The 25,673-nt window shown below is 61.9% G+C and carries 24 protein-coding genes and 3 pseudogenes; 15 read left to right on the forward strand and 12 right to left on the reverse strand.

Translation table 11 applies throughout. From position 1 onward, the window contains the following. Positions 1–37: 37 nt before the first annotated feature. From glnA to ntrC, 6 genes are all read left to right on the forward strand, one after another. Positions 38–1,444, forward strand: coding sequence for a glutamate--ammonia ligase (gene glnA / locus AC3Z8Y_RS23145; RefSeq protein WP_490087722.1), 1,407 nt, complete (start codon positions 38–40; stop codon positions 1,442–1,444). A gap of 158 nt (positions 1,445–1,602) precedes the next feature. After that, positions 1,603–2,160: a chorismate mutase gene (locus AC3Z8Y_RS23150; RefSeq protein WP_490087723.1), complete on the forward strand. Its 558-nt coding sequence runs from the start codon at positions 1,603–1,605 to the stop codon at positions 2,158–2,160. A 66-nt stretch (positions 2,161–2,226) separates the two neighbouring features. Continuing rightward, positions 2,227–2,742, forward strand: a complete 516-nt coding sequence (locus AC3Z8Y_RS23155) for a DUF4124 domain-containing protein (protein WP_490087724.1) — start codon at positions 2,227–2,229, stop codon at positions 2,740–2,742. Beyond that, entirely contained in the window at positions 2,739–3,368 is a 630-nt protein-coding gene (locus tag AC3Z8Y_RS23160; RefSeq protein ID WP_490087725.1) for a DUF4124 domain-containing protein, read from the forward strand. Before AC3Z8Y_RS23155 ends, AC3Z8Y_RS23160 begins: the two co-directional genes overlap by 4 nt. 263 nt (positions 3,369–3,631) lie before the next feature. Further along, positions 3,632–4,717, forward strand: coding sequence for a nitrogen regulation protein NR(II) (gene glnL, locus AC3Z8Y_RS23165; protein ID WP_490087726.1), 1,086 nt, complete (start codon positions 3,632–3,634; stop codon positions 4,715–4,717). Further along, entirely contained in the window at positions 4,714–6,150 is a 1,437-nt protein-coding gene (gene ntrC, locus AC3Z8Y_RS23170; protein WP_181110944.1) for a nitrogen regulation protein NR(I), read from the forward strand. Before glnL ends, ntrC begins: the two co-directional genes overlap by 4 nt. Positions 6,151–6,600: 450 nt before the next feature. Here the strand turns inward: ntrC and AC3Z8Y_RS23175 are convergent, their stop codons facing one another. Continuing rightward, on the reverse strand, positions 6,601–7,047 hold the full coding sequence (locus AC3Z8Y_RS23175; protein WP_490087727.1) for a hypothetical protein: 447 nt from the start codon (positions 7,045–7,047) through the stop codon (positions 6,601–6,603). Here AC3Z8Y_RS23175 and AC3Z8Y_RS23180 point away from each other — a divergent pair. Beyond that, complete coding sequence (locus AC3Z8Y_RS23180; protein WP_490087728.1) at positions 7,046–7,507, forward strand: tRNA (cytidine(34)-2'-O)-methyltransferase; 462 nt, start codon at positions 7,046–7,048, stop codon at positions 7,505–7,507. The genes AC3Z8Y_RS23175 and AC3Z8Y_RS23180 overlap by 2 nt on opposite strands. Before the next feature lie 163 nt (positions 7,508–7,670). On the opposite strand, the gene secB is transcribed toward AC3Z8Y_RS23180, so the two are convergent. Genes secB through AC3Z8Y_RS23195 form a run of 3 tightly spaced genes read right to left on the reverse strand, consistent with a single transcriptional unit; the run spans position 7,671 to position 8,859 of the window. Further along, positions 7,671–8,156 carry a protein-export chaperone SecB gene (secB, locus tag AC3Z8Y_RS23185; protein ID WP_181110947.1) on the reverse strand — a complete coding sequence of 162 codons (486 nt, stop codon included), beginning with the start codon at positions 8,154–8,156 and terminating at the stop codon, positions 7,671–7,673. Between the two features lie 36 nt (positions 8,157–8,192). Next, the gene (gene grxC / locus AC3Z8Y_RS23190; RefSeq protein WP_181121664.1) at positions 8,193–8,444 is read right to left on the reverse strand and encodes a glutaredoxin 3; all 252 of its coding nucleotides are present in this window, start codon (positions 8,442–8,444) and stop codon (positions 8,193–8,195) included. 1 nt (position 8,445) lies between these two features. After that, complete coding sequence (locus tag AC3Z8Y_RS23195) at positions 8,446–8,859, reverse strand: rhodanese-like domain-containing protein (protein WP_181110949.1); 414 nt, start codon at positions 8,857–8,859, stop codon at positions 8,446–8,448. Positions 8,860–9,051: 192 nt separating this feature from the next. Here AC3Z8Y_RS23195 and gpmI point away from each other — a divergent pair, with 192 nt between their 5' ends. The 4 genes from gpmI (at position 9,052) to AC3Z8Y_RS23215 (ending at position 14,054) form a co-directional block, all read left to right on the forward strand. After that, positions 9,052–10,587, forward strand: coding sequence for a 2,3-bisphosphoglycerate-independent phosphoglycerate mutase (gene gpmI, locus AC3Z8Y_RS23200; protein WP_490087729.1), 1,536 nt, complete (start codon positions 9,052–9,054; stop codon positions 10,585–10,587). A 93-nt stretch (positions 10,588–10,680) separates the two neighbouring features. Then, positions 10,681–11,949: a murein hydrolase activator EnvC family protein gene (locus AC3Z8Y_RS23205; protein WP_490087730.1), complete on the forward strand. Its 1,269-nt coding sequence runs from the start codon at positions 10,681–10,683 to the stop codon at positions 11,947–11,949. A gap of 37 nt (positions 11,950–11,986) precedes the next feature. Then, positions 11,987–13,309, forward strand: coding sequence for a S41 family peptidase (locus AC3Z8Y_RS23210; protein WP_490087731.1), 1,323 nt, complete (start codon positions 11,987–11,989; stop codon positions 13,307–13,309). Positions 13,310–13,313: 4 nt separating this feature from the next. After that, a complete protein-coding gene (locus AC3Z8Y_RS23215) occupies positions 13,314–14,054 on the forward strand; it encodes a divergent polysaccharide deacetylase family protein (RefSeq protein ID WP_490087732.1) in 741 nt (246 codons plus the stop codon). A gap of 207 nt (positions 14,055–14,261) precedes the next feature. Here the strand turns inward: AC3Z8Y_RS23215 and AC3Z8Y_RS23220 are convergent. After that, a pseudogene (locus AC3Z8Y_RS23220) lies at positions 14,262–14,516 on the reverse strand (HisA/HisF-related TIM barrel protein); the annotation flags it as partial. Between the two features lie 105 nt (positions 14,517–14,621). Here AC3Z8Y_RS23220 and AC3Z8Y_RS23225 point away from each other — a divergent pair. Continuing rightward, a protein-coding gene (locus AC3Z8Y_RS23225; RefSeq protein ID WP_490086846.1) for an IS3 family transposase occupies positions 14,622–16,009 on the forward strand; the annotation gives its coding sequence in 2 pieces (ribosomal slippage) (positions 14,622–15,138 and positions 15,138–16,009; 1,389 coding nt in all). 111 nt (positions 16,010–16,120) lie between these two features. On the opposite strand, the pseudogene AC3Z8Y_RS23230 reads toward AC3Z8Y_RS23225, so the two are convergent. The 7 genes and pseudogenes from AC3Z8Y_RS23230 to AC3Z8Y_RS23260 all read right to left on the reverse strand — a co-directional run. Next, a pseudogene (locus AC3Z8Y_RS23230) lies at positions 16,121–16,375 on the reverse strand (HisA/HisF-related TIM barrel protein); the annotation flags it as partial. 132 nt (positions 16,376–16,507) lie between these two features. Further along, a pseudogene (locus tag AC3Z8Y_RS23235) lies at positions 16,508–16,762 on the reverse strand (HisA/HisF-related TIM barrel protein); the annotation flags it as partial. A gap of 132 nt (positions 16,763–16,894) precedes the next feature. Further along, positions 16,895–17,665 carry an imidazole glycerol phosphate synthase subunit HisF gene (gene hisF, locus AC3Z8Y_RS23240; RefSeq protein WP_490087733.1) on the reverse strand — a complete coding sequence of 257 codons (771 nt, stop codon included), beginning with the start codon at positions 17,663–17,665 and terminating at the stop codon, positions 16,895–16,897. 105 nt (positions 17,666–17,770) lie between these two features. Beyond that, positions 17,771–18,517 carry a 1-(5-phosphoribosyl)-5-[(5-phosphoribosylamino)methylideneamino]imidazole-4-carboxamide isomerase gene (hisA, locus tag AC3Z8Y_RS23245; RefSeq protein WP_490087734.1) on the reverse strand — a complete coding sequence of 249 codons (747 nt, stop codon included), beginning with the start codon at positions 18,515–18,517 and terminating at the stop codon, positions 17,771–17,773. Between the two features lie 123 nt (positions 18,518–18,640). After that, entirely contained in the window at positions 18,641–19,279 is a 639-nt protein-coding gene (gene hisH / locus AC3Z8Y_RS23250; protein WP_181110956.1) for an imidazole glycerol phosphate synthase subunit HisH, read from the reverse strand. Beyond that, positions 19,279–19,872: an imidazoleglycerol-phosphate dehydratase HisB gene (hisB, locus tag AC3Z8Y_RS23255; RefSeq protein ID WP_490087735.1), complete on the reverse strand. Its 594-nt coding sequence runs from the start codon at positions 19,870–19,872 to the stop codon at positions 19,279–19,281. Before hisB ends, hisH begins: the two co-directional genes overlap by 1 nt. 147 nt (positions 19,873–20,019) lie before the next feature. Beyond that, entirely contained in the window at positions 20,020–21,678 is a 1,659-nt protein-coding gene (locus tag AC3Z8Y_RS23260) for an OFA family MFS transporter (protein ID WP_490087736.1), read from the reverse strand. 358 nt (positions 21,679–22,036) lie between these two features. On the opposite strand from AC3Z8Y_RS23260, the gene AC3Z8Y_RS23265 reads away from it, so the two are divergent. Genes AC3Z8Y_RS23265 through AC3Z8Y_RS23275 form a run of 3 tightly spaced genes read left to right on the forward strand, consistent with a single transcriptional unit; the run spans position 22,037 to position 25,586 of the window. Then, positions 22,037–24,253, forward strand: a complete 2,217-nt coding sequence (locus AC3Z8Y_RS23265; protein WP_490087737.1) for an AsmA family protein — start codon at positions 22,037–22,039, stop codon at positions 24,251–24,253. Continuing rightward, a complete protein-coding gene (mutY, locus tag AC3Z8Y_RS23270) occupies positions 24,250–25,317 on the forward strand; it encodes an A/G-specific adenine glycosylase (protein ID WP_490087738.1) in 1,068 nt (355 codons plus the stop codon). Before AC3Z8Y_RS23265 ends, mutY begins: the two co-directional genes overlap by 4 nt. Then, positions 25,314–25,586: an oxidative damage protection protein gene (locus tag AC3Z8Y_RS23275; protein WP_490087739.1), complete on the forward strand. Its 273-nt coding sequence runs from the start codon at positions 25,314–25,316 to the stop codon at positions 25,584–25,586. The genes mutY and AC3Z8Y_RS23275 overlap by 4 nt, the downstream gene beginning before the upstream one ends. The last annotated feature ends 87 nt before the right edge of the window (positions 25,587–25,673 follow it).

Consider the following 25,673-nt stretch of genomic DNA (forward strand, 5'->3'; position numbering starts at 1 on the left):
GGGCGCACAGTCCGTCCCCATCCACCCGGAGGACAACATGTCGAAGTCGGTTCAACTCATCAAAGATCATGACGTTAAATGGATTGATCTGCGCTTCACTGATACCAAAGGCAAGCAGCAGCACGTCACCATGCCGGCTCGCGACGCTCTGGATGATGACTTCTTTGAAGTCGGCAAGATGTTCGACGGCTCCTCCATCGCCGGCTGGAAAGGCATCGAAGCGTCCGACATGATCCTGCTGCCAGACGACGAAACCGCCGTGCTGGACCCGTTCACCGAAGAGCCGACGCTGATCCTGGTGTGCGACATCATCGAACCTTCCACCATGCAAGGTTACGATCGCGACCCGCGCGCCATCGCCCACCGCGCCGAGGAATACCTCAAGTCCACCGGCATCGGTGACACCGTATTCGTAGGCCCGGAGCCAGAATTCTTCATCTTCGACGAAGTGAAGTTCAAGTCCGACATCTCCGGCTCGATGTTCAAGATCTTCTCCGAACAAGCTTCCTGGATGACCGATCAGGACGTGGACGGCGGCAACAAGGGCCACCGCCCAGGCGTGAAAGGCGGCTACTTCCCGGTTCCACCGGTCGATCACGACCACGAAATCCGCACCGCGATGTGCAATGCCCTGGAAGAAATGGGCCTGACCGTTGAAGTTCACCACCATGAAGTGGCGACTGCCGGCCAGAACGAAATCGGCGTCAAGTTCAACACCCTGGTGAAGAAAGCCGACGAAACCCAAACCCTGAAGTACGTTGTTCACAACGTTGCCGATGCCTACGGCCGCACCGCGACCTTCATGCCCAAGCCCCTGTATGGCGATAACGGCTCGGGTATGCACGTGCACATGTCCATCTCCAAGGATGGCAAGAACACCTTCGCTGGCGAAGGCTATGCCGGCCTGTCCGATACCGCCCTGTACTTCATCGGCGGCATCATCAAGCATGGCAAGGCACTGAACGGCTTCACCAACCCATCGACCAACTCGTACAAGCGCCTGGTCCCTGGTTTCGAAGCTCCGGTGATGCTGGCCTACTCGGCTCGCAACCGCTCCGCGTCCATCCGCATTCCTTACGTGAACAGCCCGAAAGGCCGCCGTATCGAAGCACGCTTCCCGGATCCGGCTGCCAACCCGTACCTGGCCTTCGCCGCGCTGCTGATGGCCGGCCTGGACGGTATCCAGAACAAGACCCACCCTGGCGATGCCGCGGACAAGAACCTGTACGACCTGCCGCCTGAAGAGGCCAAGGAAATCCCACAGGTTTGTGGCAGCTTGAAAGAAGCCCTGGAAGAGCTGGACAAGGGCCGCGCCTTCCTGACCAAGGGCGGCGTGTTCTCCGACGACTTCATCGATGCCTACATCGAGCTGAAGTCCGAAGAAGAAATCAAGGTTCGCACCTTCGTGCACCCACTGGAATACGACCTGTACTACAGCGTCTGATCCCGCCTGGCTGCATGAAAAGGCCTCCTTCGGGAGGCCTTTTTCATGGGCGGCAATAACAGGAAGCAAAACCGGGCAGCAGGCCATGGATCGCAGCTGGCGGACCCTTGGATTTACTGGCATAACGGAGCGCCAAACCAATAACAACGGAACCTCGCATGCCTAAGCTTTCTGCCTTTTGCCTGGCCCTGGTCGGCAGTGCCTTTGCCAGCCTCGCAGCCGCCGCCACGCCCGCCCCCGCCGAATTGCCCTCACTGCTGAGCAGCATCGAGCAGCGCCTGAACATTGCTGACCAAGTGGCCCTGAGCAAATGGGATAGCAAAAAGCCTGTGGAAGATCGCGCCCGCGAGCGCGAGGTGATCGCAGGCGCGGTAGTACTGGCGCCCGAGTACAAGCTTGAGCCAGCGTTCGTGGAGCAGTTCTTCGCGGCCCAGATCGAAGCCAACAAACTGGTGCAGTATGGCCTGCTGGTGGACTGGCGCCTGAAAGGCGAGGCCCCGAACAGCGCGCGCCCGGACCTGCTGGGGCAGATTCGCCCGCAACTCGATGGCCTGCAGAAAGCCCTCCTGTTACAGCTGGCAGCCTTTACGCCCTACCGCAGCAGCCCGGACTGCCCGCACTGGGTCGCCGGCGCCATCGACCGTGGCAACAGGGATGCCCTGCACCGCCTGGCGCTCACCCGCGCTACCGGCGAGCTATGCTCCGCCGCGCATTAACCCGTGATTGGCGAGGGGGTCTGATCTATGCTGGTCAGGCCGCCGACGCCTTGCCGAGTAGTCCCTATGCGCCATGCCCTTTTGCTGCTGACCTCCCTCCTGTGCGCTCCGGCCTTCGGCGAGATCTACAAGTCCACCGATGCCAACGGCAACACGGTGTATTCGGAGCACGCCCCCGCCGGCCGGCCTTCACAGAAGATGAACCTTCCGCCGCTCAATAGTGTGCAGATCCCGAAAGGCAAACCGACCGACGCCCCCGCACCCGCCGCTCCGCCACCCGCCCCCGCAGCCGCCTATACCTTGCTTGAGCTGACGGGCATCCCGGCGGACGGCGCAATACGCGCCAACGACGGCACCTTTGATGTGGGGGTCAGCATTCAGCCTCGGCTGGCCAACGGGCAGTTACTGCAGCTGGTGCTCGATGGCGTTGCCTACGGTACTCCCAGCAACGTTCCACGGCTGCAACTTGTGAACGTCGACCGTGGCCAGCACCGGCTAGCGGTTCAGGTATTGGACGGTGCGAACGTGGTGCAAGCCAGCCAACCGGTCACCATCTCGGTTCTGCGGGTCAACGCGCGATGAAAGCGTTGATGTTTTGTACGCTGTTCGCCATGGCCGGGATGTGCCAGGCGCAGGTATATACGTACGTCGACGCGCAGGGTAATCGGGTGTATACGGACCAGCCGCGCAAAGGCGCCACAGCGGTGCGGGTACCCAAGGGCAACCGCATGAACCAGTCTTCCACCGCGCCGGCGAGCGCCAATCGCCCCCAGCAGCAGGCGCGACCCAAGGCAGTGCCGGTAATGCGGGTAACCCACTATGAAATGTTTCGCATCCTTGTGCCCCTTCCCGATGCAGCCGTGACCCACGCCAGCGGAGAAATGATCGTGACCCTCACCAGCGAACCGGCGCTGGAAAACGGCGACCGCTATCAACTGCTGCTGGACGGCAAGCCTGCGGGCGAACCTGGTGCGAGCCCCGTCATCGCCTTGCAGAATGTAGACCGGGGCGCCCATCAGCTGGTGGGCGAAATCCTCGACAGCAAGGGCAACGTGCTGGAACGCACCCCCTCGCAACCCGTGCATATGCTGCGCACGTCCCTTGCGCAAAAACGCCGGGTGCGCCCGTGCAAGGAAGCCGACTACGGCGTGCGCCCGGAATGCCCCCTCAGCGACAAACCCGCCGATGATGATGACGATGAAAGCTAGCGGTTATCGCGCCAAAGCCCGCGCACGCTTATAGTGCATCCAATGCACGTTGCACGGTGACGTGAGCCGAAATAGCGCAAAAGCCAGCTAGCCTTATCCCGATTCCCATCGCAAACCCTGACTTCCCGGGCATGTGCGCTTCTTTTCGGAGCTTGGTTTGGATTTTGCATTTTGCATGCATCAGTGGGGCGCAGGCGTGGCCTGGCCCCGCACCGAGACCGCGCCCTTGGGTCGCGACGTGCCAAGAGAGGTCAAGGATACGCATGACCATCAGCGATGCGCTGCACCGACTGTTACTGGACAACCTCACCACCGCCACCATTCTTCTCAATGCCGAACTACGGCTCGAGTACATGAACCCCGCAGCGGAGATGTTGCTGGCTATCAGCGGCCAACGTAGCCATGGCCAGTTCATCAGCGAGTTGTTCACTGAATCGGCCGAAGCCTTGAATTCGCTTCGCCAGGCCGTGGAGCAGGCCCATCCGTTTACCAAACGGGAAGCCATGCTTACCGCGATGACCGGCCAGACACTCACCGTGGACTACGCCGTTACGCCGATCCTGAGCAAAGGCGAAACCTTGTTGTTGCTTGAGGTGCACCCTCGGGACCGCCTGTTGCGCATTACTAAGGAAGAGGCACAGCTATCGAAGCAGGAAACCACCAAGATGCTGGTGCGGGGCCTTGCACACGAGATAAAGAACCCCCTTGGTGGTATCCGCGGGGCGGCGCAGTTGCTGGCCCGGGAGCTTCCCGAGGAGGGCTTGCGCGACTATACCAATGTGATCATCGAGGAGGCCGATCGGCTGCGCAACCTGGTGGACCGCATGTTGGGCTCCAACAAGTTGCCCTCTTTGGCGATGACCAATATTCACGAAGTGCTGGAGCGGGTATGCAGCCTGGTGGATGCCGAGAGCCAGGGCGGCATTTCCTTGCTGCGGGATTACGACCCGAGCATTCCCGATGTGCTGATCGATCGCGAGCAGATGATCCAGGCTGTGCTGAACATTGTGCGCAACGCCATGCAGGCCATCAGCGAGGAGAAGGAGCTGCGCCTTGGCCGCATAACCCTGCGTACCCGCACCATGCGCCAATTCACCATTGGCCACACCCGTCACAGGCTGGTGGCCAAGATCGAGATCATCGACAACGGGCCGGGCATACCCCACGAACTGCAGGAAACGATCTTTTATCCAATGGTCAGCGGGCGCCCCGACGGCACCGGCCTTGGGCTGGCCATTACTCAGAACATCATCAGCCAGCATCAGGGGCTGATCGAATGTGACAGCCACCCTGGCCACACCACTTTTTCGATCTTCCTGCCGCTGGAACAAGGAGCTGCTTCGTCATGAGCCGTAGTGAAACCGTCTGGATCGTCGATGACGACCGTTCCATCCGCTGGGTTTTGGAAAAAGCGCTGCAACAGGAAGGCATGACGACCCAGAGCTTCGACAGTGCCGATGGCGTGATGAGCCGCCTCGCTCGCCAGCAGCCCGACGTGATCATTTCCGATATCCGCATGCCGGGTGCCAGCGGCCTGGACCTGCTCGCGCGCATTCGCGAGCAGCACCCTCGCCTGCCGGTGATCATCATGACCGCCCATTCCGACCTGGACAGCGCGGTGGCGTCTTATCAGGGCGGTGCATTCGAATACCTGCCCAAGCCCTTCGATGTGGATGAAGCGGTATCGCTGGTGAAGCGTGCCAACCAGCATGCGCAAGAACAGCAAGGGATGGACACGCCGCCTGCGCTTACCCGCACACCGGAGATTATCGGTGAAGCCCCGGCCATGCAGGAGGTGTTCCGGGCCATCGGGCGTTTGAGCCACTCCAATATCACCGTGCTGATCAACGGCGAGTCCGGGACCGGCAAGGAGTTGGTAGCTCATGCCCTGCATCGGCACAGCCCCCGCGCAGCAGCCCCCTTCATTGCCCTGAACATGGCGGCGATTCCGAAAGACCTGATGGAATCCGAGCTGTTTGGCCACGAGAAAGGCGCGTTCACCGGTGCTGCCAACCTGCGCCGCGGCCGTTTCGAACAGGCAGATGGCGGCACGCTGTTCCTCGACGAAATCGGCGACATGCCTGCCGATACCCAAACCCGTCTGTTGCGCGTGTTGGCCGACGGTGAATTCTACCGGGTGGGTGGCCATACGCCGGTCAAGGTCGACGTGCGCATCATTGCCGCGACGCACCAGAACCTGGAAAACCTGGTGCACGCGGGTAAATTCCGGGAAGACCTGTTCCACCGCTTGAACGTCATCCGCATTCACATCCCGCGCATGTCGGACCGCCGCGAGGACATCCCTACCCTCGCCCGGCACTTCCTCAGCCGTGCCGCGCAGGAGCTGGCGGTGGAGCCCAAGCTGCTCAAGCCAGAAACCGAGGAGTACCTCAAAAACCTGCCATGGCCAGGCAACGTGCGCCAGCTGGAGAACACCTGTCGCTGGATCACAGTGATGGCTTCCGGGCGAGAGGTGCACATTTCTGACCTGCCGCCCGAACTGCTCAGCCTGCCTCAGGACGCAGCGCCGGTGACCAACTGGGAGCAAGCCCTGCGGCAATGGGCAGACCAGGCCCTGGCGCGCGGCCAATCGAACCTGCTGGACAGCGCAGTGCCGAGCTTTGAACGGATCATGATCGAAACGGCGCTCAAGCACACCGCCGGCCGACGTCGCGATGCCGCGGTTCTGCTGGGCTGGGGCCGTAATACCCTCACCCGCAAAATCAAGGAACTGGGCATGAAGGTAGATGGTGGCGAAGAGGACGATAACGACGACGCCTGATGCCCGCTGACCAAGAGCCCCGCTTCGGCGGGGCTTTTTTTGGGCCTACATTTGTGCACCGCGGTGCCGCTTGCACCGGACGAAGGCGCGGTTGTGGATTGTTGCAAACCTGTTCACGAGGGCGGCTCGCCCGAATCTATAAGCACCGCCGAGAAAAATACTCATTTATTTCAGATGGTTACAGATGGCGCAGCCCCGCAATCCACGGAGTTACACACTCTGGCACGCGCCCTGCAATAACACTGATATGAACGGTTTCGGGGATTTTGGTACAGGCAGGCCAGGGTTCCCCTCTTTACACCTCGGGGCTTTGCATAGCGCGGCCCCGCCCCTTTCAGGGGCTTCGGTACAGGCAGGCCGAAGTTCCTTCTTTACACCCGAGCAAGGCCATCACGCCAGCGCTCACCCCTTTTGGGGACCTTGGTACAGGCAGGCCGGGGCTTCCCTCTTTTATTCGTCACGGAGGCTGATATGCAGCCTCCAGCGACCGGACACTTCCTCACCTTCCCATTGAGCCCGCAGTTGCCGGGCCGCAATGATATTGAGCAGTAGGCCCTTGTCGGTATGGCGCAGCGTCCACTTCGCCTGGCGACCTTCCAGTTCCAGCTGGCCTTGCAACTGTGGCCCGCTGGCGTCGAACAGGATGGCCACCGTGCCGTCGACCAGCTCCCCGTGCACCTGCGGGGCGTGATCGAACCATACGTTCATCTCACCCTCGGGCAACAACTCCACCTTGTCGAAAGCAGGCCGCCCTGGGTCCATCAATTTGCCGATCATCAAGCCTACCAGCAGCCCGATCAGTGCCAGCGAGCACAGGAAGCGAGGCCACAGGGAGGATCGTGGCGGCAGCACTTCGGCGTTAGAATGCTGCCCGTCGTTCGTATCGGAGCCGCGCATGTTTCACGTCATCCTGTTTCAACCGGAAATACCACCCAATACGGGCAACGTTATCAGGCTTTGCGCCAACAGCGGCTGCCACCTTCACCTGATTGAACCCTTGGGTTTCGAGCTGGATGACAAGCGCTTGCGGCGGGCGGGCCTGGATTACCACGAGTATGCGCCACTCAAGCGCTATCCGGACCTGCCCACCTGCCTTGAAAGCCTGGGCAACCCGCGCCTGTTCGCCTTCACCACCAAGGGTTCACGGCCGTTTCACGACGTGCAGTTCGAACCCGGGGACGCCTTCCTGTTCGGCCCGGAAAGCCGAGGCCTGCCGCCCGAGGTGCTCGACACTTTCCCCGCAGACCGCCGCCTGCGCCTGCCCATGCGCCCCAACAGCCGAAGCCTGAACCTTTCCAATACCGTGGCCATTGCCGTGTACGAGGCGTGGCGGCAGCATGGGTTCTGCGAGGGGTAACCACTGAGTTACGCGGTGCCTGCTTCGCGAGCTCCGCCTGCGGCTGCGCCCGGCTCCTACAAGATCCAGGCCTGCACTCGCAACTGTAGGAGTGGGCGAAGCCCGCGAACAAGATTGAAAAAAAACGCCCCGAAGGGCGTTTTTTGCGTAGCAAGCCGGGCGATCAGGCCTGAGGCGCTTCGCCGGCTTCCTGCATGCGCTGCAGCTCTTGCGCGTACAGGGCGTCGAAGTTGACCGGGGCCAGCATCAGCGCAGGGAACGAGCCGCGGGTGACCAGGCTGTCCAGAGTTTCGCGAGCGTACGGGAAGAGGATGTTCGGGCAGAAGGCGCCGAGGGTATGGCTCATGGCGCCTGCATCCAGACCTTTGATCATGAAGATACCGGCCTGCTGAACTTCGGCGATGAAGGCGACTTCTTCACCGTTTTTCACGGTTACCGAAAGGGTGAGCACAACCTCGTGGAAATCGCCGTCCAGCTGCTTCTGACGGGTGTTGAGGTCCAGCGCAACGCTCGGCTCCCACTGCTGGCGGAAGATCGCCGGGCTTTTCGGGGCCTCGAAGGAGAGGTCGCGAACGTAAATGCGCTGCAGCGAGAATTGCGGGCCTTCAGCTTCTTCGTTGGCGGCGCCGTTGGTAGCTTGATCAGTCATGACAGATCCTTCTTGTAACGTTCGGTAGGGTTGTTTTCAGCGCAACAGCGGGTCCAGCTTGCCCGCTCGCTCCAAGGCGTACAGGTCATCGCAACCGCCCACGTGATAGTCGCCAATCCAGATTTGCGGCACGGACGTACGCCCTGCCTTCTTGGTCATCTCGGCGCGCAGCTGAGGTTGGCCGTCCACGCGGATTTCTTCGAACGCCACGCCCTTCTTTGCAAGCAAGGCCTTGGCCCGAGTGCAGTACGGGCACCAATCGCTGGAATAAACGACTATCTGAGCCATATCACTTCACCAGTGGCAGGTTGTCGGCGCGCCAGCTTGAAATGCCGCCCGACAGCTTCGCGGCGGTATGGCCGCTTTTCAGAAGATCCCGGCATACCGTGCCAGCGTGCTGGCCCATGGCATCCACGATGATCAGGGTTTTGCCCTTGTGCTTGTCCAGCTCGGCGGCACGCGCTACGAGCTTGTCCTGAGGAATGTTCAGCGCGTCGACGATATGGCCGGCGGCAAAATCCTTCTTGGCGCGGATATCGATCACCACGCCCTTGTCGGCGTTTACCAGGGCGGTCAACTCGCGTGGGCTGAGGCTACGGCCGCCACGGCTGGTTTCAAGTACCAGCAGCAACGCGAGAAGAATCAGGAAAAGACCGACGAGCAGGTAGTGATTGGTGGCGAATTCCAGCAAGTGAGCGACCATCGACAGCTTCCAGAGCATGAAAAATGGCGGCCAGTATACACAGCGGCCGGGCACGGCCAAAGCCCACCGGGCGCCTGTTTCATGGAACCGGAGCGGGGCTCGGGGGTCTGTGGATCACGCTCTGGTACGCAAGCCGGGGTGAATTGCCCTAAGATAGCTTTCCTTATCCTCTGACAGCCGCGAGTGGGAACCATGACAGCCACGCCGAAACCTCTGGTCTTGATCATCCTGGACGGATTCGGGCATAGCGATACCCATGAATACAACGCCGTCTGGTCCGCTAAAAAGCCGAATCTCGACAAGTTGTTGCAAAACCATGCCCATGGCCTGATTTCCGGCTCTGGCATGGACGTGGGCCTGCCCGACGGCCAGATGGGCAACTCCGAAGTGGGCCACATGAACCTCGGCGCCGGCCGCGTGGTGTATCAGGACTTTACTCGGGTGACCAAGGCCATCCGCGATGGTGAGTTCTTCGAAAACCCCACCATTTGCGCGGCCGTCGACAAGGCGGTAAGCGCGGGCAAGGCCGTGCATGTGATGGGCCTGCTGTCCGATGGCGGCGTACACAGCCACCAGGACCACATCATGGCCATGGTTGAACTGGCCGCCCGCCGTGGCGCCGAGCGCATCTACCTGCATGCCTTCCTCGATGGCCGCGACACACCACCCAAAAGCGCGCAAAGCTCGCTCGAACTGATGGAAAGCACCTTCGCCCGCCTGGGCAAAGGCCGCTTTGCCAGCCTGATCGGCCGCTACTTCGCCATGGACCGCGACAACCGCTGGGACCGCGTAAGCGCCGCCTACAACCTGATCGTGGACGCCACTGCCGAATATCACGCCGCTACCGCCTCCGAAGGGCTGGACGCCGCCTATGCCCGTGGCGAGAGCGATGAGTTCGTGAAGGCCACCACCGTGGGCGAACCGGTGAAGGTCGAAGACGGCGACGCGGTTGTGTTCATGAACTTCCGCGCAGACCGCGCCCGCGAACTGTCACGGGTATTCGTTGAAGACAACTTCGCCGACTTCGAACGCAAGCGCCAGCCCAAGCTGGCCGGCTATGTAGGCCTGACCCAATATTCGGCGAAGATCCCCGCACCAGCGGCCTTCGGCGCCAGCAGCCTGAAGAACGTGCTGGGCGAATACCTGGCCAACAATGGCAAAACCCAGCTGCGCATCGCTGAAACCGAGAAGTACGCCCACGTGACCTTCTTCTTCTCCGGTGGCCGCGAAGAGCCGTTCCCAGGCGAAGAGCGCATCCTGATCCCGTCGCCCAAGGTCGCCACCTACGACCTGCAGCCGGAAATGAGCGCACCGGAAGTGACTGACAAGATCGTCGACGCCATCGAGAACCAGCGCTTCGACGTGATTGTGGTGAACTACGCCAACGGCGACATGGTGGGCCACAGCGGCATCTTCGACGCGGCCGTGAAAGCGGTCGAGTGCCTGGATACCTGTGTGGGCCGCATCGCCGCCGCGCTGGAGAAAGTGGGTGGCGAAGCGCTGATCACGGCTGACCACGGTAACGTGGAGCAGATGGAAGACGAATCCACCGGCCAGGCCCACACCGCCCACACTACCGAGCCGGTGCCGTTCATCTACGTGGGCAAGCGCCCATTGAAAGTGCGCGAAGGCGGGGTGCTTGCCGATGTGGCGCCCACCATGCTGCAACTGCTGGGCCTGGAAAAGCCCGAAGAAATGACTGGCCACTCCATTCTGGTCGACGCCTGATCATCAAGGACAGGGCGTGCATGGCGCGCCCTTTTGATTGCCGATGCCGCCGGGCATACTAGGCCCACTTTCTATTCCGGTAACGACCACTCGATGCTTCGCGCCCTCGCCTTCCTCGCCCTCGCGGCCATGACGCTTCCGGTTTTCGCCGATGATCGCGCACAAACCCAGCAGCAGATTGAAGCCACCCGGCAAGATATCAATGAGCTGAAGAAGGTGCTTGGCCAGTTGCAGCAAGAGAAGGCTGACGTACAGAAGGACCTGCGGGGTACCGAAACGCAGATGGGCACGCTGCAAAAGCAGGTCGATGCCTTGCAGGAACAGTTGAAAAAAACCGAAACCGAGCTGCAGCGGCTCGAGACAGAGAAAAAAAAACTTCAAAGTTCGCGCATTGAACAGCAAAAGCTGATCGGCATTCAGGCGCGGGCAGCGTACCAAAGCGGCCGACAGGAATACCTCAAGCTGTTGCTCAATCAGCAGAACCCCGAACAGTTTGCCCGTACCCTCACCTATTACGACTACCTGAGCAAGGCGCGGCTGGACCAGCTCAAGGCGTTCAACGACACCCTGCGCCAGCTTGCGGATGTTGAAAAGAATATCCAGATGCAACAAGCGCAGTTGTTGGTGCAGCAGGGGACGCTGGATGAACAGCGCACCCAGCTGGAACAGGCGCGCAAGGAGCGTCAGGTGGCCCTGGCCAAACTGAACGACGATTACCAGGCGCGGGACCAGAAGCTGCAACGGCGGCAGCAGGATCAGGCTGACCTGCAGAAGGTACTGGCAACCATCGAGGAAACCCTGGCGCGCCAGGCGCGGGAAGCCGAAGAGGCCCGGCGCAAGGCGCTGCTGGCACAGCAGGAAGAAGAACGCCGGCAACGCGAAGCGGCGGCCGCGAGCAACACGCCGCCCCCGCCGCGAAAGGCAGCCCCCGAAGTGCGGGTAAGTACCGGCGAAACCTTCGGAGGCGCTTTCGGCGCAGCCCGGGGAAAACTTCCTTGGCCGGTCGATGGTCGACTATTGGCGCGTTTTGGTGACACGCGTGGGGATGAGCGCACGCGCTGGGACGGTGTAATGATCGGCGCAGCCGCCGGTACCGCCGTACGCGCGGTGCATGGCGGCCGGGTGGTATTCGCCGACTGGTTGCGCGGCGCGGGGCTTCTGGTCATTCTGGACCACGGGGACGGTTATCTCAGCCTGTACGGCCATAACCAGACGCTACTTAAAAGTGCGGGAGATGTAGTCAAGGCTGGTGAGGCGATTTCAACGGTCGGCACCAGCGGTGGGCAGGACACACCAGCATTGTATTTCGCCATTCGACAGCAGGGCCGGGCAACCGACCCCGCACAGTGGTGCCGCGGCTGACGCGGTACCGGTCAAACAGGATCAGGAGTTGTTCGACATGCTGCATTCCTCCCGCCTTTCCATGCTGGCCCTCGCTCTGATGATGAGCGCGCCCCTGGCGAACGCCGCTGATCCCACGCCGGCGCCCGCGGCGTCTCCGGTTACCGCGCCCGCACCGGGCAAGGCGCCGCTGCCGCTGGACGAACTGCGCACCTTCGCTGAGGTGATGGACCGTATCAAGGCTGCGTATGTGGAGCCGGTGGACGACAAGACCCTGCTGGAAAACGCAATCAAGGGCATGTTGAGCAACCTGGACCCGCACTCGGCCTATCTGGGCCCCGAGGATTTCGCCGAGTTGCAGGAAAGCACCAGTGGTGAATTCGGTGGCCTGGGCATTGAAGTGGGCGTGGAAGACAACTTCATCAAGGTGGTGTCGCCCATCGACGACACCCCTGCCAGCCGTGCGGGCATCGAAGCGGGCGACCTGATCGTGAAGATCAACGGCCAGCCCACCCGCGGCCAGACCATGACCGAAGCCGTGGACAAGATGCGCGGCAAGGTGGGTGAGAAAATCACGCTTACCTTGGTACGTGACGGCGGCAACCCATTCGACGTAACCCTGGCCCGCGCCATCATCCAGGTGAAGAGCGTGAAGGCGCAGTTGCTGGAAGACGGTTACGGGTACATCCGTATTACCCAGTTCCAGGTAAAGACGGGCGAAGAGGTGGGCAAGGCGCTTGCCAAGCTGCGCAAGGACAACGGCAAGAAGCTCAATGGCCTGATCCTCGACCTGCGCAATAACCCCGGTGGCGTGTTGCAGGCAGCGGTGGAAGTGGCAGACCACTTCCTTACCCACGGCCTGATCGTGTACACCAAAGGCCGCATCGCCAACTCCGAACTGCGCTTCAATGCCGACCCTGCCGACGCCAGCGAAGGTGCTCCGCTGGTAGTGCTGATAAACGGCGGCAGCGCGTCGGCGTCCGAGATCGTGGCTGGCGCCTTGCAAGACCAGAAGCGCGGCGTGCTCATGGGCACGGACAGCTTCGGCAAAGGCTCGGTGCAAACCGTGCTGCCGCTGAACAATGACCGGGCACTGAAGCTGACCACCGCGCTGTACTTCACACCAAACGGGCGCTCCATTCAGGCCCAGGGGATTATCCCCGACGTGGAAGTGCGCCGGGCGAAGATTACCCGCGAGCAGGACCAGGAAACCTTCAAGGAAGCGGACCTGCAAGGCCACTTGGGTAATGGCAATGGTGGCGCCGACCGGCCTACGGGCAGCAGCGCGGCGGACAAGAAGGCGCGCCCGCAGGATGACGACTTCCAGCTCAGCCAGGCGCTGAACCTGCTCAAGGGCTTGAAGGTTACCCGCGGCAACTGAAGCCATGCGAACGTGGTTCCTGGCCTGCCTGCTCACTTTCGTATGGGCAGGCGTGGCCACGGCGAGTGAAGCGCCTGCCTACCTCAGCCTGATCATCGACGACCTTGGGCAAAACGTTACGCGGGATGCCCGGGCCCTGGCGCTTCCTGGCCCGATAACCCTGGCTGTGATGCCCGATACCCCGCACGCCGCAACGTTCGCACGCGAAGCCTACAAGGCAGGCAAGACGGTAATCGTACATATGCCCATGGACCCGGCCGGCGGCCCTTTCGCCTGGCAACCCGGCATGCCGGATAATCAGCTGCGCGAGCGCCTTGTCGCGGCTTTCAAGGCAGTACCGTTCGCCGCTGGCTTGAATAATCACGAAGGCAGCCGCATGACCGCGCAAACCGGGCCCATGGCGCTGCTGGCCAACGAGCTTCAGCAACGGCGTTTGTTTTTGGTAGACAGCCGCACCACCGCCGCGACCCAGGCAGCCGCGCAGGCACAGGCCATCGGGCTTGCGAGCGTATCCCGGGATGTATTTCTGGACGATGAGCGTGCGCCGCAAGCTATCGCGGCGCAGCTGGACAAGGCGGTAGCGCTGGCCCGTAAGCAGGGCTCAGCGGTGGTAATCGGCCATCCCTACCCTGAAACCCTCACCCTGCTGGAGCAAGCGCTACCGGGCTTGAAAGCACGGGGGGTAGAGATGATCAGCATCCGCCAGATGATTGCCCACAGGGGCAACCAGCCACGTCACCTGTAGGTGCTCTCGCAACTCCTGGGAAGCAACTGCCTTAGCGGTTTCCTTAAACCCTTATTCGCGAGCTTCGCCCTGCTCCCACAGAGTTCGCCCTGATTAGGGATTCAGTTCACTTTGTGGGAAGCGGGCGCAGCTCGCGAAAAGGGTAAAAACCCATTCGAAAGCTTCGCCGGAAGGTTGGCCCCGCCGCTTCCAACATGGCATAAAAGGTTAACGAACGCAGATGCCCTGCGCTGCCATGAACGCCTTGGCCTCGGGCACGGTGTATTCGCCGAAGTGGAAAATACTGGCCGCGAGCACGGCGCTGGCGTGGCCCTGGGTGATGCCATCTGCCAGGTGCTGCAGGTTACCCACGCCACCACTGGCAATCACCGGGATCCCCAGCGCATCGCTGATCGCCCGGGTAACCCCCAGGTCGAAGCCGTTTTTCATGCCGTCCTGGTCCATGCTGGTGAGCAGGATCTCCCACAGAGTTCGCCCTGATTAGGGATTCAGTTCACTTTGTGGGAAGCGGGCGCAGTGAAGCGCGCCCTAGAAGTTGGACATCCATCCAACCTCTGGGGTGTATTCATGAGCAAGTACAGTACGCAGTTCAAGCTTTCAGCGATCGGCGCCTTCCTCTCTGGGGCCTACGGTTTTCGCCGCGTTGGCGCCGACTTCGGCGTTGATCCCACGCTGCTGCGCCGCTGGATTGCGGCCTATAGGCAACATGGCGAACAGGGTGTCACGCCGCGTGCGCGCCAGTCGTACACCACCGAATTCAAGCTGATGGTACTGCAAACGAAGTGGCGCGATCACCTATCGCTTCGAGAGGTCGCGGCCCTGTTCAACCTCGGCTGTTCCAGCCAGGTGGGCAGATGGGAGCGTGAGTACTACAGTAGCGCCATCGAAGCCCCGCGCCCGGGGCCCCAGGAATTGCCTGTTGTCATGTCCAAGCCGAAATTTCCAAAACCCCAGACGCCCCTTCCATCCGAGTCGATCAAGGATGAAGACCTGACCCATGACCAGTTGCTGGCCAGGCTGTACCAGGCTCGGGTGGAGAACGCTTACCTAAAAAAGTTGAAGGCGTTAAGGGAGGAAAAGGAAAGGCAGGCGGCAGCCGGGAAGAAAAAGCCCGGATAGTCACCGCGCTGCGGTCGGACTTTGACCTTGATGCGCTGCTCAAGGCGGCCGGGCTGGCGCGCAGCACCTACTACTACCAACTCAAGGCGATTGCTGCCGGGGACATGAGCGCCCCGCTGAAAGCTGCGATCCAGAGCATTCAGGATCAGCACAAGGGCCGATACGGCTACCGCCGCGTGACCGCGACCCTGCGTCACGACGGGCAGCTGGTCAACAGCAAGAAAGTGCGTCGGCTGATGGGCGAGATGGGGCTTCAATGCAAGGTACGACCCAAGCGGTACAAGTCGTACAACGGCCTGATAGGGGTAGCCGCGCCCAACCTGCTGGCCCGGAATTTCAAGGCCGAGGCGCCGAATCAGAAGTGGGTGACCGACGTGACCGAGTTCAAGGTGGGCAGTGAAAAGCTGTACCTGTCGCCCGTGCTGGACTTGTACAACGGCGAGATCGTGGCCTATCAGCTCGCCGAACGCCCACAGTATGCGCTGGTGGGGCAAATGTTGGAGCAGGCTCTGAAGCGCTTGCCGGACGGTGCCACGCCGCTGCTGCACTCGGATCAGGGCTGGCACTACCGCTATCAGGAGTACCGCGACCGGCTACAGGCAGCGGGTCTGGAACAGAGCATGTCGCGCAAAGGTAACTGCTTGGACAACGCGGCCATGGAAAGTTTTTTCGGCACGCTCAAGACGGAGTTCTTCTACCGGGAGCGCTTTACCAGCATCGATCAGCTATGGACGGCGATTGAGGAATACATTCACTATTACAATCATTACCGCATCAAGATGAAGCTCGACGGCCTGAGCCCTGTGGCGTACAGGACCCAGGCCGCAGCAGCCTGATTTACTCGTCCAACTTTATGGGCGCATGCCACAGCTCGCGAAAAGGGTAAAAACCCATTCGAAAGCTTCGCCGGAAGGTTGGCCCCGCCGCTACCAACATGGCTTGAATGGTCAACGAACGCAGATGCCCTGCGCTGCCATGAACGCCTTGGCCTCGGGCACGGTGTATTCGCCGAAGTGGAAAATACTGGCCGCGAGCACGGCGCTGGCGTGGCCCTGGGTGATGCCATCTGCCAGGTGCTGCAGGTTACCCACGCCACCACTGGCAATCACCGGGATCCCCAGCGCATCGCTGATCGCCCGGGTAACCCCCAGGTCGAAGCCGTTTTTCATGCCGTCCTGGTCCATGCTGGTGAGCAGGATCTCCCACAGAGTTCGCCCTGATTAGGGATTCAGTTCACTTTGTGGGAAGCGGGCGCAGCTCGCGAAAAGGGTAAAAACCCATTCGAAAGCTTCGCCGGAAGGTTGGCCCCGCCGCTACCAACATGGCTTGAATGGTCAACGAACGCAGATGCCCTGCGCTGCCATGAACGCCTTGGCCTCGGGCACGGTGTATTCGCCGAAGTGGAAAATACTGGCCGCGAGCACGGCGCTGGCGTGGCCCTGGGTGATGCCATCTGCCAGGTGCTGCAGGTTACCCACGCCACCACTGGCAATCACCGGGATCCCCAGCGCATCGCTGATCGCCCGGGTAACCCCCAGGTCGAAGCCGTTTTTCATGCCGTCCTGGTCCATGCTGGTGAGCAGGATCTCCCACAGAGTTCGCCCTGATTAGGGATTCAGTTCACTTTGTGGGAAGCGGGCGCAGCTCGCGAAAAGGGTAAAAACCCATTCGAAAGCTTCGCCGGAAGGTTGGCCCCGCCGCTACCAACATGGCTTGAATGGTCAACGAACGCAGATGCCCTGCGCTGCCATGAACGCCTTGGCCTCGGGCACGGTGTATTCGCCGAAGTGGAAAATACTGGCCGCGAGCACGGCGCTGGCGTGGCCCTGGGTGATGCCATCTGCCAGGTGCTGCAGGTTACCCACGCCACCACTGGCAATCACCGGGATCCCCAGCGCATCGCTGATCGCCCGGGTAACCCCCAGGTCGAAGCCGTTTTTCATGCCGTCCTGGTCCATGCTGGTGAGCAGGATCTCGCCCGCGCCCAGCCCTTCCATCTTCCGCGCCCATTCAACCGCATCGAGCCCGGTGGGCTTGCGGCCGCCATGGGTGAAGATCTCCCAGCGAGGCTCTTCGCCAGGCCCGGAAACCTTCTTGGCGTCGATCGCCACCACAATGCACTGTGACCCGAACCGCGCGGCGGCTTCGCCCACGAACTCGGGATTGAACACCGCGGCGGTGTTGATGGAAACTTTGTCCGCCCCGGCATTGAGCAGGTTACGAATATCCTGCACCGTGCGAACGCCGCCGCCCACGGTCAGCGGGATGAACACCTGGCTCGCCATGCGCTCCACGGTGTGCAGCGTGGTATCGCGGCCGTCCACGCTGGCGGTGATGTCCAGGAAAGTGATTTCGTCCGCGCCTTGCTCATCGTAGCGGCGAGCGATCTCCACCGGGTCCCCGGCATCGCGGATGTTCTCGAATTTCACACCCTTGACCACGCGGCCGTTGTCCACGTCCAGGCAGGGGATGATGCGTTTTGCCAGGGCCATCAGGGCCTCCTTCGTCGGCAGCTTCACGCTTGGAGCTTCAAGCCTCAAGCTCCAAGCGGTAAGTAACAGCGGATCGCGTACTGCTTTTCTCTTGTAGCTTGCCGCTTACAGCTTGCCACTCACGAACTGGTCGCAGAAGGCTTGAGCTTCAGCCACATCCAGCGTGCCCTCATAGATGGCCCGGCCGGTGATTGCGCCAATGATCCCAGGGGCTTTGGCGTTGAGCAGGGCCTTGATGTCGCCCAGGTTATGAATGCCGCCCGAAGCGATTACCGGGATACGCGTGGCTTCGGCCAGCGCGGCGGTGAAGGGCACGTTGCAGCCCTGCATCATCCCGTCCTTGGCGATATCGGTGTACACAATGGCCGACACGCCGTCGGCTTCGAACCGCTTGGCCAGGTCGATCACCTGCACCGTGCTCACTTCAGCCCAACCGTCGGTAGCGACGAAACCGTCTTTTGCGTCCAGGCCCACGATCACCTTGCCCGGGAATGCCTTGCAGGCTTCAGCCACGAACTCGGGCTGCTTCACGGCCTTGGTGCCGATGATCACGTAGCTCACGCCGGCCTTCACGTAGTGCTCGATGGTTTCGAGCGAACGGATGCCGCCGCCGATCTGGATCGGCAGGTTCGGGTAGCGTTTGGCGATCGCGGTAACCACGTCGCCATTGACCGGCTGGCCTTCGAAGGCGCCGTTGAGGTCTACCAGGTGCAGCCGGCGGCAGCCGCCGTCCACCCATTTGGCAGCCATGCTCACCGGATCGTCGGAGAACACGGTGGAGTCTTCCATACGGCCCTGGCGCAGGCGCACGCAAGCGCCGTCCTTGAGGTCAATAGCGGGGATGATCAACATTTCGGAATCCTTCGGAATCAGCGGCAAGCTGCAAGCTATAAGCCACAAGTAAAGCAAAGCCGGGCGCGGTGGTTCCGCTTCGGCTTGCAACTTGCCGCTTATAGCTTGCAGCTACAAAAATTCTTACCAGCGCCCATCCCAGGCGGCGAAGTTCTGCAGCAACTGCAGGCCGTGGGTATGGCTTTTTTCAGGGTGGAACTGCACGGCGAAGCGTGAGCCTTCAGCCAGGGCAGCGGCGAAATCCTTGCCGTAGTGGCCGCGGCCAACCACTTGCGAAGGCTTGCCGGCCTCGATGTAGTAGCTGTGCACGAAGTAGAAACGCGCGCGGTCCGGGATGCTATGCCACAGCGGATGGTCCACCGGCATGCTGATCTCGTTCCAGCCCATGTGGGGCACCTTGAGGTGCTCGCCGTCTTCGTGCAGGTTTTTGCCGAAGAAACGCACCTGGCCTGGGAACACGCCAATGCAGTCCACGCCGTCGTTCTCTTCACTGCGTTCCATCAGGGCCTGCATGCCTACGCAGATACCGAGGAAGGGACGGTCCTTGCTCACTTCCTGTACCAGCGCATCGAAGCCCAGCCGGCGGATTTCAGCCATGCAATCGCGGATCGCGCCAACGCCGGGGAACACTACCCGGTCCGCCTCGCGAATCACCGCCGCATCGCTGGTTACCAGCACTTTGCCGGCGCCCACGTGCTCCAGGGCCTTTGCCACGGAGTGCAGGTTGCCCATGCCGTAGTCGATCACCGCTACCGTTTGCATCAGAGTACGCCCTTGGTGGAAGGCATTTGGCCGGCCATCCGATCGTCCACTTCCACGGCCATGCGCAGCGCGCGGCCGAACGCCTTGAACACGGTTTCGATCTGATGGTGCGTGTTCACGCCGCGCAGGTTATCGATGTGCAGGGTGACCTGGGCGTGGTTGACGAAGCCCTGGAAGAACTCCTGGAACAGGTCTACGTCGAACCGGCCGACCACCGCCCGGGTGTAGGGCACGTGCATCTGCAGGCCGGGGCGGCCGGAAAAATCGATCACCACCCGCGACAGGGCTTCGTCCAGTGGGACGTAGGCATGGCCATAGCGGCGGATGCCTTTTTTGTCACCTACCGCGCGCGCGAACGCCTGGCCAAGGGTAATGCCCACATCCTCGACGGTGTGATGGTCGTCGATAGCCAGGTCGCCCTTGCATTCGATGTCCAGGTCGATCAGCCCATGGCGGGCGATCTGGTCGAGCATATGCTCAAGGAAAGGCACACCGATATCGAACCGGGCCTTGCCGGTGCCATCCAGGTTGATCGAGGCTTTGATCTGGGTTTCCAGGGTGTTGCGCTCGACGAACGCCTTACGTTCGGTCATCACCAACTCCGCAAACAATCATTCAGCGAAAAAGGGGCACATTATAGGCGCAGATGGGCGGCAGCATGAAGCGATCAGCGACGAAGATACGAAAAACCCCGCCCGGCCAGTGCGGCGGGGCGGGGTTCGGGTGTTACCGAACCGCTGTCAGAACAGCACGGCGGTTTTCTGGATCGTGATTGCCACGCCCCACGCCAGCGGAATGCCAACGGCCAGCCAGGCGGCGATTACCAACGGGCGAGTACCCGGGGCGGCGCGCCATTCGAGCACGGTGGAACCGTTTGCGCTCTTGTCGTGGCTGATCGCGCGTTCCACGGCAAGCTCTTCGGGGGTCATGAAGTACTTGTCGGCCACCGGGCGGATCAGCGCGTTGCAAATGAAGCCAAGCACCAGCAGGCCCGCCAGGATGTACAGCGTGATGTCGTACACCGCGGCGCGTTCCACGCCGATGCTCAGCTGGTATTCACGCAGGTAGTTCACCAGCACCGGGCCCAGCACGCCGGCAGCGGCCCAGGCAGTGAGCAAGCGACCGTGGATGGCGCCAACCATCTGGGTACCGAACAGGTCTGCCAGATAGGCCGGTACCGTGGCGAAACCGCCGCCGTACATCGACAGGATGATGCAGAACGCGGTCACGAACAGCGCAACGTTACCCAGGTGGCCGAGGTTCGGTACCAACGCGTACAGCGCCACGCCCAAGGTAAAGAACACGAAGTAGGTGTACTTGCGGCCGATGTAGTCCGAGAACGACGCCCAGAAGAAGCGGCCGCCAATGTTGAACAGGCTCAGCAAGCCAGTGAAGCCGGCCGCGATAGCCGCGATCTGTGCCAACTGTGCCGGTGCGAGTTCACCGAAGGTCTGGTTGGTGCCCAACAGTTTGCCTGCGAACACTTCCTGCAGCAGTGGCGAAGCCATGCCCAGGATGCCGATGCCGGCGGATACGTTCAGGCACAGCACCAGCCATACCAGTGCGAACTGAGGGGTTTTCCAGGCCACGCTCACATGAACGTGACGGTCGGTGATCATGGCGTTGCTGGCCTTCTTGGCCGGCGCCGCCCAACCTTCAGGCTTCCAGCCGGTAGGGGGCACACGGTAGGTGAGCGCACCGCCGATCATGAATACGAAGTAAATCGCGGCCATCACCAGGAAGCTCTGCCATACGCCTACGCTGGTAGGCGTTGCGAAGTGAGACATCAGCGCGGTTGCCAGGGGCGCACCCACCATGGCGCCGCCGCCGAAGCCCATGATCGCCATGCCGGTGGCCATGCCGCGTTTGTCCGGGAACCATTTGATCAAGGTGGAAACGGGAGAGATATAGCCCAGGCCCAGGCCAATGCCGCCGATCACGCCGGAGCCGATCCACATCAGCCAGATCTGGTGGGTGTAGACACCCAGCGCCGAGATCACCAGGCCACCGCACCAGCAAACCGCGGATACCACGCCTGCCTTGCGTGGGCCGGCATGTTCCAGCCAGCCGCCCCAGGCCGCGGCCGAGCAACCCAGGAAAATGAAGAAGAGGGTGTAGATCCAGCCGAGCATGGAGATCGGCCAGTCGCAATCAGAAGAGAACACCTGGCCGATAAAGCCCATGTCCGCCGGGCAAGCGACGGCGGCAGTAACGCCCAGCGCCTTGGACAACGGCAGCCAGAAGACGGAGAAGCCATACGCCATGCCGATGCACAAGTGAATGGCAAGGGCGGCGGGCGGTACCAGCCAACGGTTGAACCCGGGCTTCGCGATTATGCGTTCCTTGGCGAGAAAACCCGGCTGATCAGCCGCGCTCGCCGCATGAGTGCTTTGAGTCATTTACTACCCCTAGTTGTGATTGGCTCGCGGCCTTTACGCCAGGCGACTGCCTGGTGCTAGAGCGGTGCCGCGATCTTCGTGCACATGGCAACTGATCGTCTTATCGGCAGCACTCTCGAAAACGCGACAAACTGCCGCACAAAGCCTTCGAACCGCGAAGATTAACATTTGTTCACGCCAATGAAAGCACACTGCTATCGCCTTTTTGGCGGCTTGTGGCGTGGCGCACAGTGCCTGCATCGGCCACCTTCGAGGGCTGGTAACCAAAACGCTACACAAGCGCAACGTTGGCCGCGTACCGGGCAAGCAAACCGTTATACTCCCGGCGAACCATGAACCGGATTACAAGGACCCGCCCATGAAAGCGTTCGGCAAAATCCTGGGGCTATTCATACTCGGGCTGTTGCTGATCATCGTGGCTCTGGGCTTTGCCCTGACCCATCTTTTCGATCCCAACGACTATAAAGACGAAATCCGCAAGCTCGCCCGCGACAAGGCCCATGTAGAGCTGACCCTCAACGGGGATATCGGCTGGAGCCTTTTCCCATGGCTTGGGCTTGAACTGCATGACGCCAGTGTGGCTACGCTTGCCCAACCCCAAAGCCCCTTCGCCAACCTTCAACTGCTGGGGCTGTCGGTACGGGTGTTGCCGCTGCTGCGCCGCGAAGTGCAAATGAGCGACGTGCGCATCGATGGGCTTGAGCTGAACCTGCAGCGTGACGCCCAGGGCCATGGCAACTGGGAAGACTTCGGCAAACCCTTGCCAGGCGACCTTGCGCAGCCAGCCCCGGCCCCGGCTGGCACCGAGCCCTCTGCCACCGCCGAGCGCGGCCGGCCTATGAAGCTGGACATCGACAGCCTCACGGTGAACAACGCCCGGGTGGGCTACCTGGATGAACAAAGCGGCCGCACCTTCAGTGCCGAAAGCATCCAGCTGAGCACCGGGGCCATTCACCCGGCAACCGACGTGCCGGTGACGCTTACCGCGTTTTTGGGCACCAACCAGCCCGAACTTCGCGCCCGCACCGAGCTGAAAGGCACGTTGCGCTTCGACCCCTCCGTGCAGCGCTACCAGTTCGAAGACATGCGCCTGGGTGGCGAATTGTCTGGCGCGCCCTTGCAAGGGAAAACGGTTACGTTCGCGGCTCAGGGCCAGTTGCTGGCCGACCTCGCGGCCAAGGTCGCGGATTGGAACAACCTGAAGCTTTCGGTGAACCAGGTGCGCGCGCTGGGTGAACTGCATGCGCGCGACATAGACACCGCGCCTCAGCTCAGCGGCGCGTTGTCGGTTGCCCAGCTGGACCTGCGCGCCTTCCTCGATGGCATTGGCCAGCCCGTGCCTGGCACCGCCGACCCGGCCGCGCTCACCCAGATCGAACTGGTGAGCACGCTGCAGGGCAACCGGAACGCGCTGGCGCTGGAAGACCTCACCATCAAGCTGGACGGCAGCACCCTGACGGGCCGCGTGGCAGTAGAAGACCTCGCAGCGCAGGCGGTACGCATCAAGCTGCAGGGTGACACGCTGGACCTGGACCGTTACCTGCCCGCCGACAGCGATGCGGCCAGGGGCACGTCGGCCGCTCGCCAGGCGGAGGTACAGGGCAGCGAAGCAGCAGCCATGGCCAGCGGCGGTGATTCTCCCCTGCCTGAAGCGCCCGGCCGCCAGGCCTGGAGCGACGATCGGCTATTCCCCATCGAGCGCCTGCGCGCTATCGACCTGCAAGCCGAGCTGAGCCTGGCCCGGCTTACCCTGCAGAAGTTGCCCATCGACAATGCTCGGCTGAACGCCACGGGCGCCCATGGGCTGCTCACCCTGCAGCAGCTGGGCGGGCAAATCGCCAATGGTGATTTCAACGCCACCGGCAGCCTCGATGTACGGCCGGAGGTGCCCGTGCTCGGCCTCAAGGCCAACCTGAACAAGGTGCCTGTGGAAGCCGTGCTTGCCAGCCACACCGCTACCCCGCCGGTCCGTGGCCTGCTTACCCTGGACGCCACGTTCACCGGTAGCGGCAACAGCCAGAAGGCACTGGTGGATACCCTTAACGGCAATGCCCGCTTCAGCGTAGACAACGGCGTGCTAGTCAATGCCAACCTCGAACAGCAGCTGTGCCAAGGCATTGCCCTGCTGAACCGCAAGGCCTTGGCCAGCGAGCCACGCGGCCGGGATACACCCTTCCAGCGCCTTGACGGCACGTTGACCGTGCGCGACGGGGTGGCCAACAACCCTGACTTCAAGGCGAACATTCCCGGGCTGCGGGTAAACGGCAATGGCGATATCGACCTGCGCGTGCTGGGCATGGATTACCGCGTGGGCGTGGTGGTGGAAGGCGAGAGCGGCAACATGGCCGACCCTGCCTGCCAGGTGAACGACCGCTTCGCGAACCTGGAGCTACCGGTTCGCTGCCGGGGCCCTCTGGAGCTGGGCGCGCGCGCCTGCCGCGTGGACCGCGACGGCCTTGGCCAGCTGGCAACCCAGGCGGTACGCAACCGGGTAGAAGAAAAGATCGAAGACAAGCTGGGCGACAAGGTCAGCCCGGAACTGAAGGATGCCCTCAAGGGCCTGTTCAAGCGATGACACCTGAGCAATTTTCCTGCGCCGTGCTGAGCTGGTTCGACCAGCACGGCCGGCACGACCTGCCCTGGCAGCAGCAGATCAATCCGTACCGCGTGTGGGTATCGGAAATCATGCTTCAGCAGACGCAGGTGAGCACCGTGCTCAACTATTTCGACCGCTTCATGGCGGCGCTGCCGACCGTCCGTGACCTGGCCGAAGCGCCGGAAGACGAAGTGCTGCACCTGTGGACGGGCCTTGGGTACTACACCCGCGCACGCAACCTGCAAAAGGCCGCGCGCATCGTGATGGCCGACTACAACGGTGAGTTTCCACAAGACCCCGCCTTGCTCGAAAGCTTGCCTGGCATCGGCCGCTCCACCGCAGGCGCCATCGCCAGTATCAGCATGGGCCTGCGCGCGCCTATTCTCGACGGGAACGTGAAGCGCGTGCTGGCCCGGTATACCGCGCAGAGCGGTTACCCGGGCGAGCCGAAGGTAGCCAAGGCCCTATGGGACGCCGCTGACCGCTTCACACCCCACGCACGGGTGAACGATTACACCCAGGCCATGATGGACCTGGGCGCCACGCTATGCACCCGCAGCCGGCCCGCCTGCCTGTTGTGCCCGCTGCGCGAAGGCTGCCGGGCGCACTTGCTGGGCGAGGAAACCCGCTTCCCCGCGCCCAAGCCGCGCAAGGCACTGCCTCAGCGGCAAACACTCATGCCACTGCTCAGTAATGGCCAGGGCGACATTCTGCTGTATCGCCGCCCTTCCACTGGGCTGTGGGGCGGGCTGTGGAGCCTGCCTGAGCTGGATGACTTCAACGACATCGAGCATTTGGTGGCTCAGCACGATCTTCGGCTGTTGGACACCCATGCTTTACCTGGCCTTGTGCACACCTTCAGCCACTTCCAACTGAGCATCCAGCCCTGGCTGGTTCAGGTCGATGCGCGCGCCGCCCGCGTGGCCGAGGCCGACTGGCTCTGGTATAACCTCGCCACCCCGCCGCGCCTGGGCCTGGCTGCCCCCGTGAAAACATTGCTGGAGCGCGCGGCCGTTGCCTTGCATGCAGGAGAAACCCCATGACCCGCACCGTGATGTGCCGCAAGTACAAAGAAGAACTCCTTGGCCTGGAACGCCCGCCCTACCCTGGCGCCAAGGGTGAAGACATTTACCTGCACGTGTCGCAGAAGGCCTGGGCCGACTGGCAGAAGCACCAGACCCTGCTCATCAATGAACGGCGGCTGAACATGATGAATGCCGAAGACCGCAAGTTCCTGCAGGCCGAGATGGACAAGTACCTGTCCGGCGAGGATTACGCCCAGGCCGAAGGTTACGTTCCGCCCTCGGAATGACCCGTTGCCGCGTAAGCGACGGTAATAATTAAAATTTTTTTGCACCGACGCTTGACGCCATCCTGAAAAACCCGTTTAATGCGCCCC

The sequence above is a fragment of the Pseudomonas sp. 3MAES_34.3B genome (assembly GCF_058145875.1).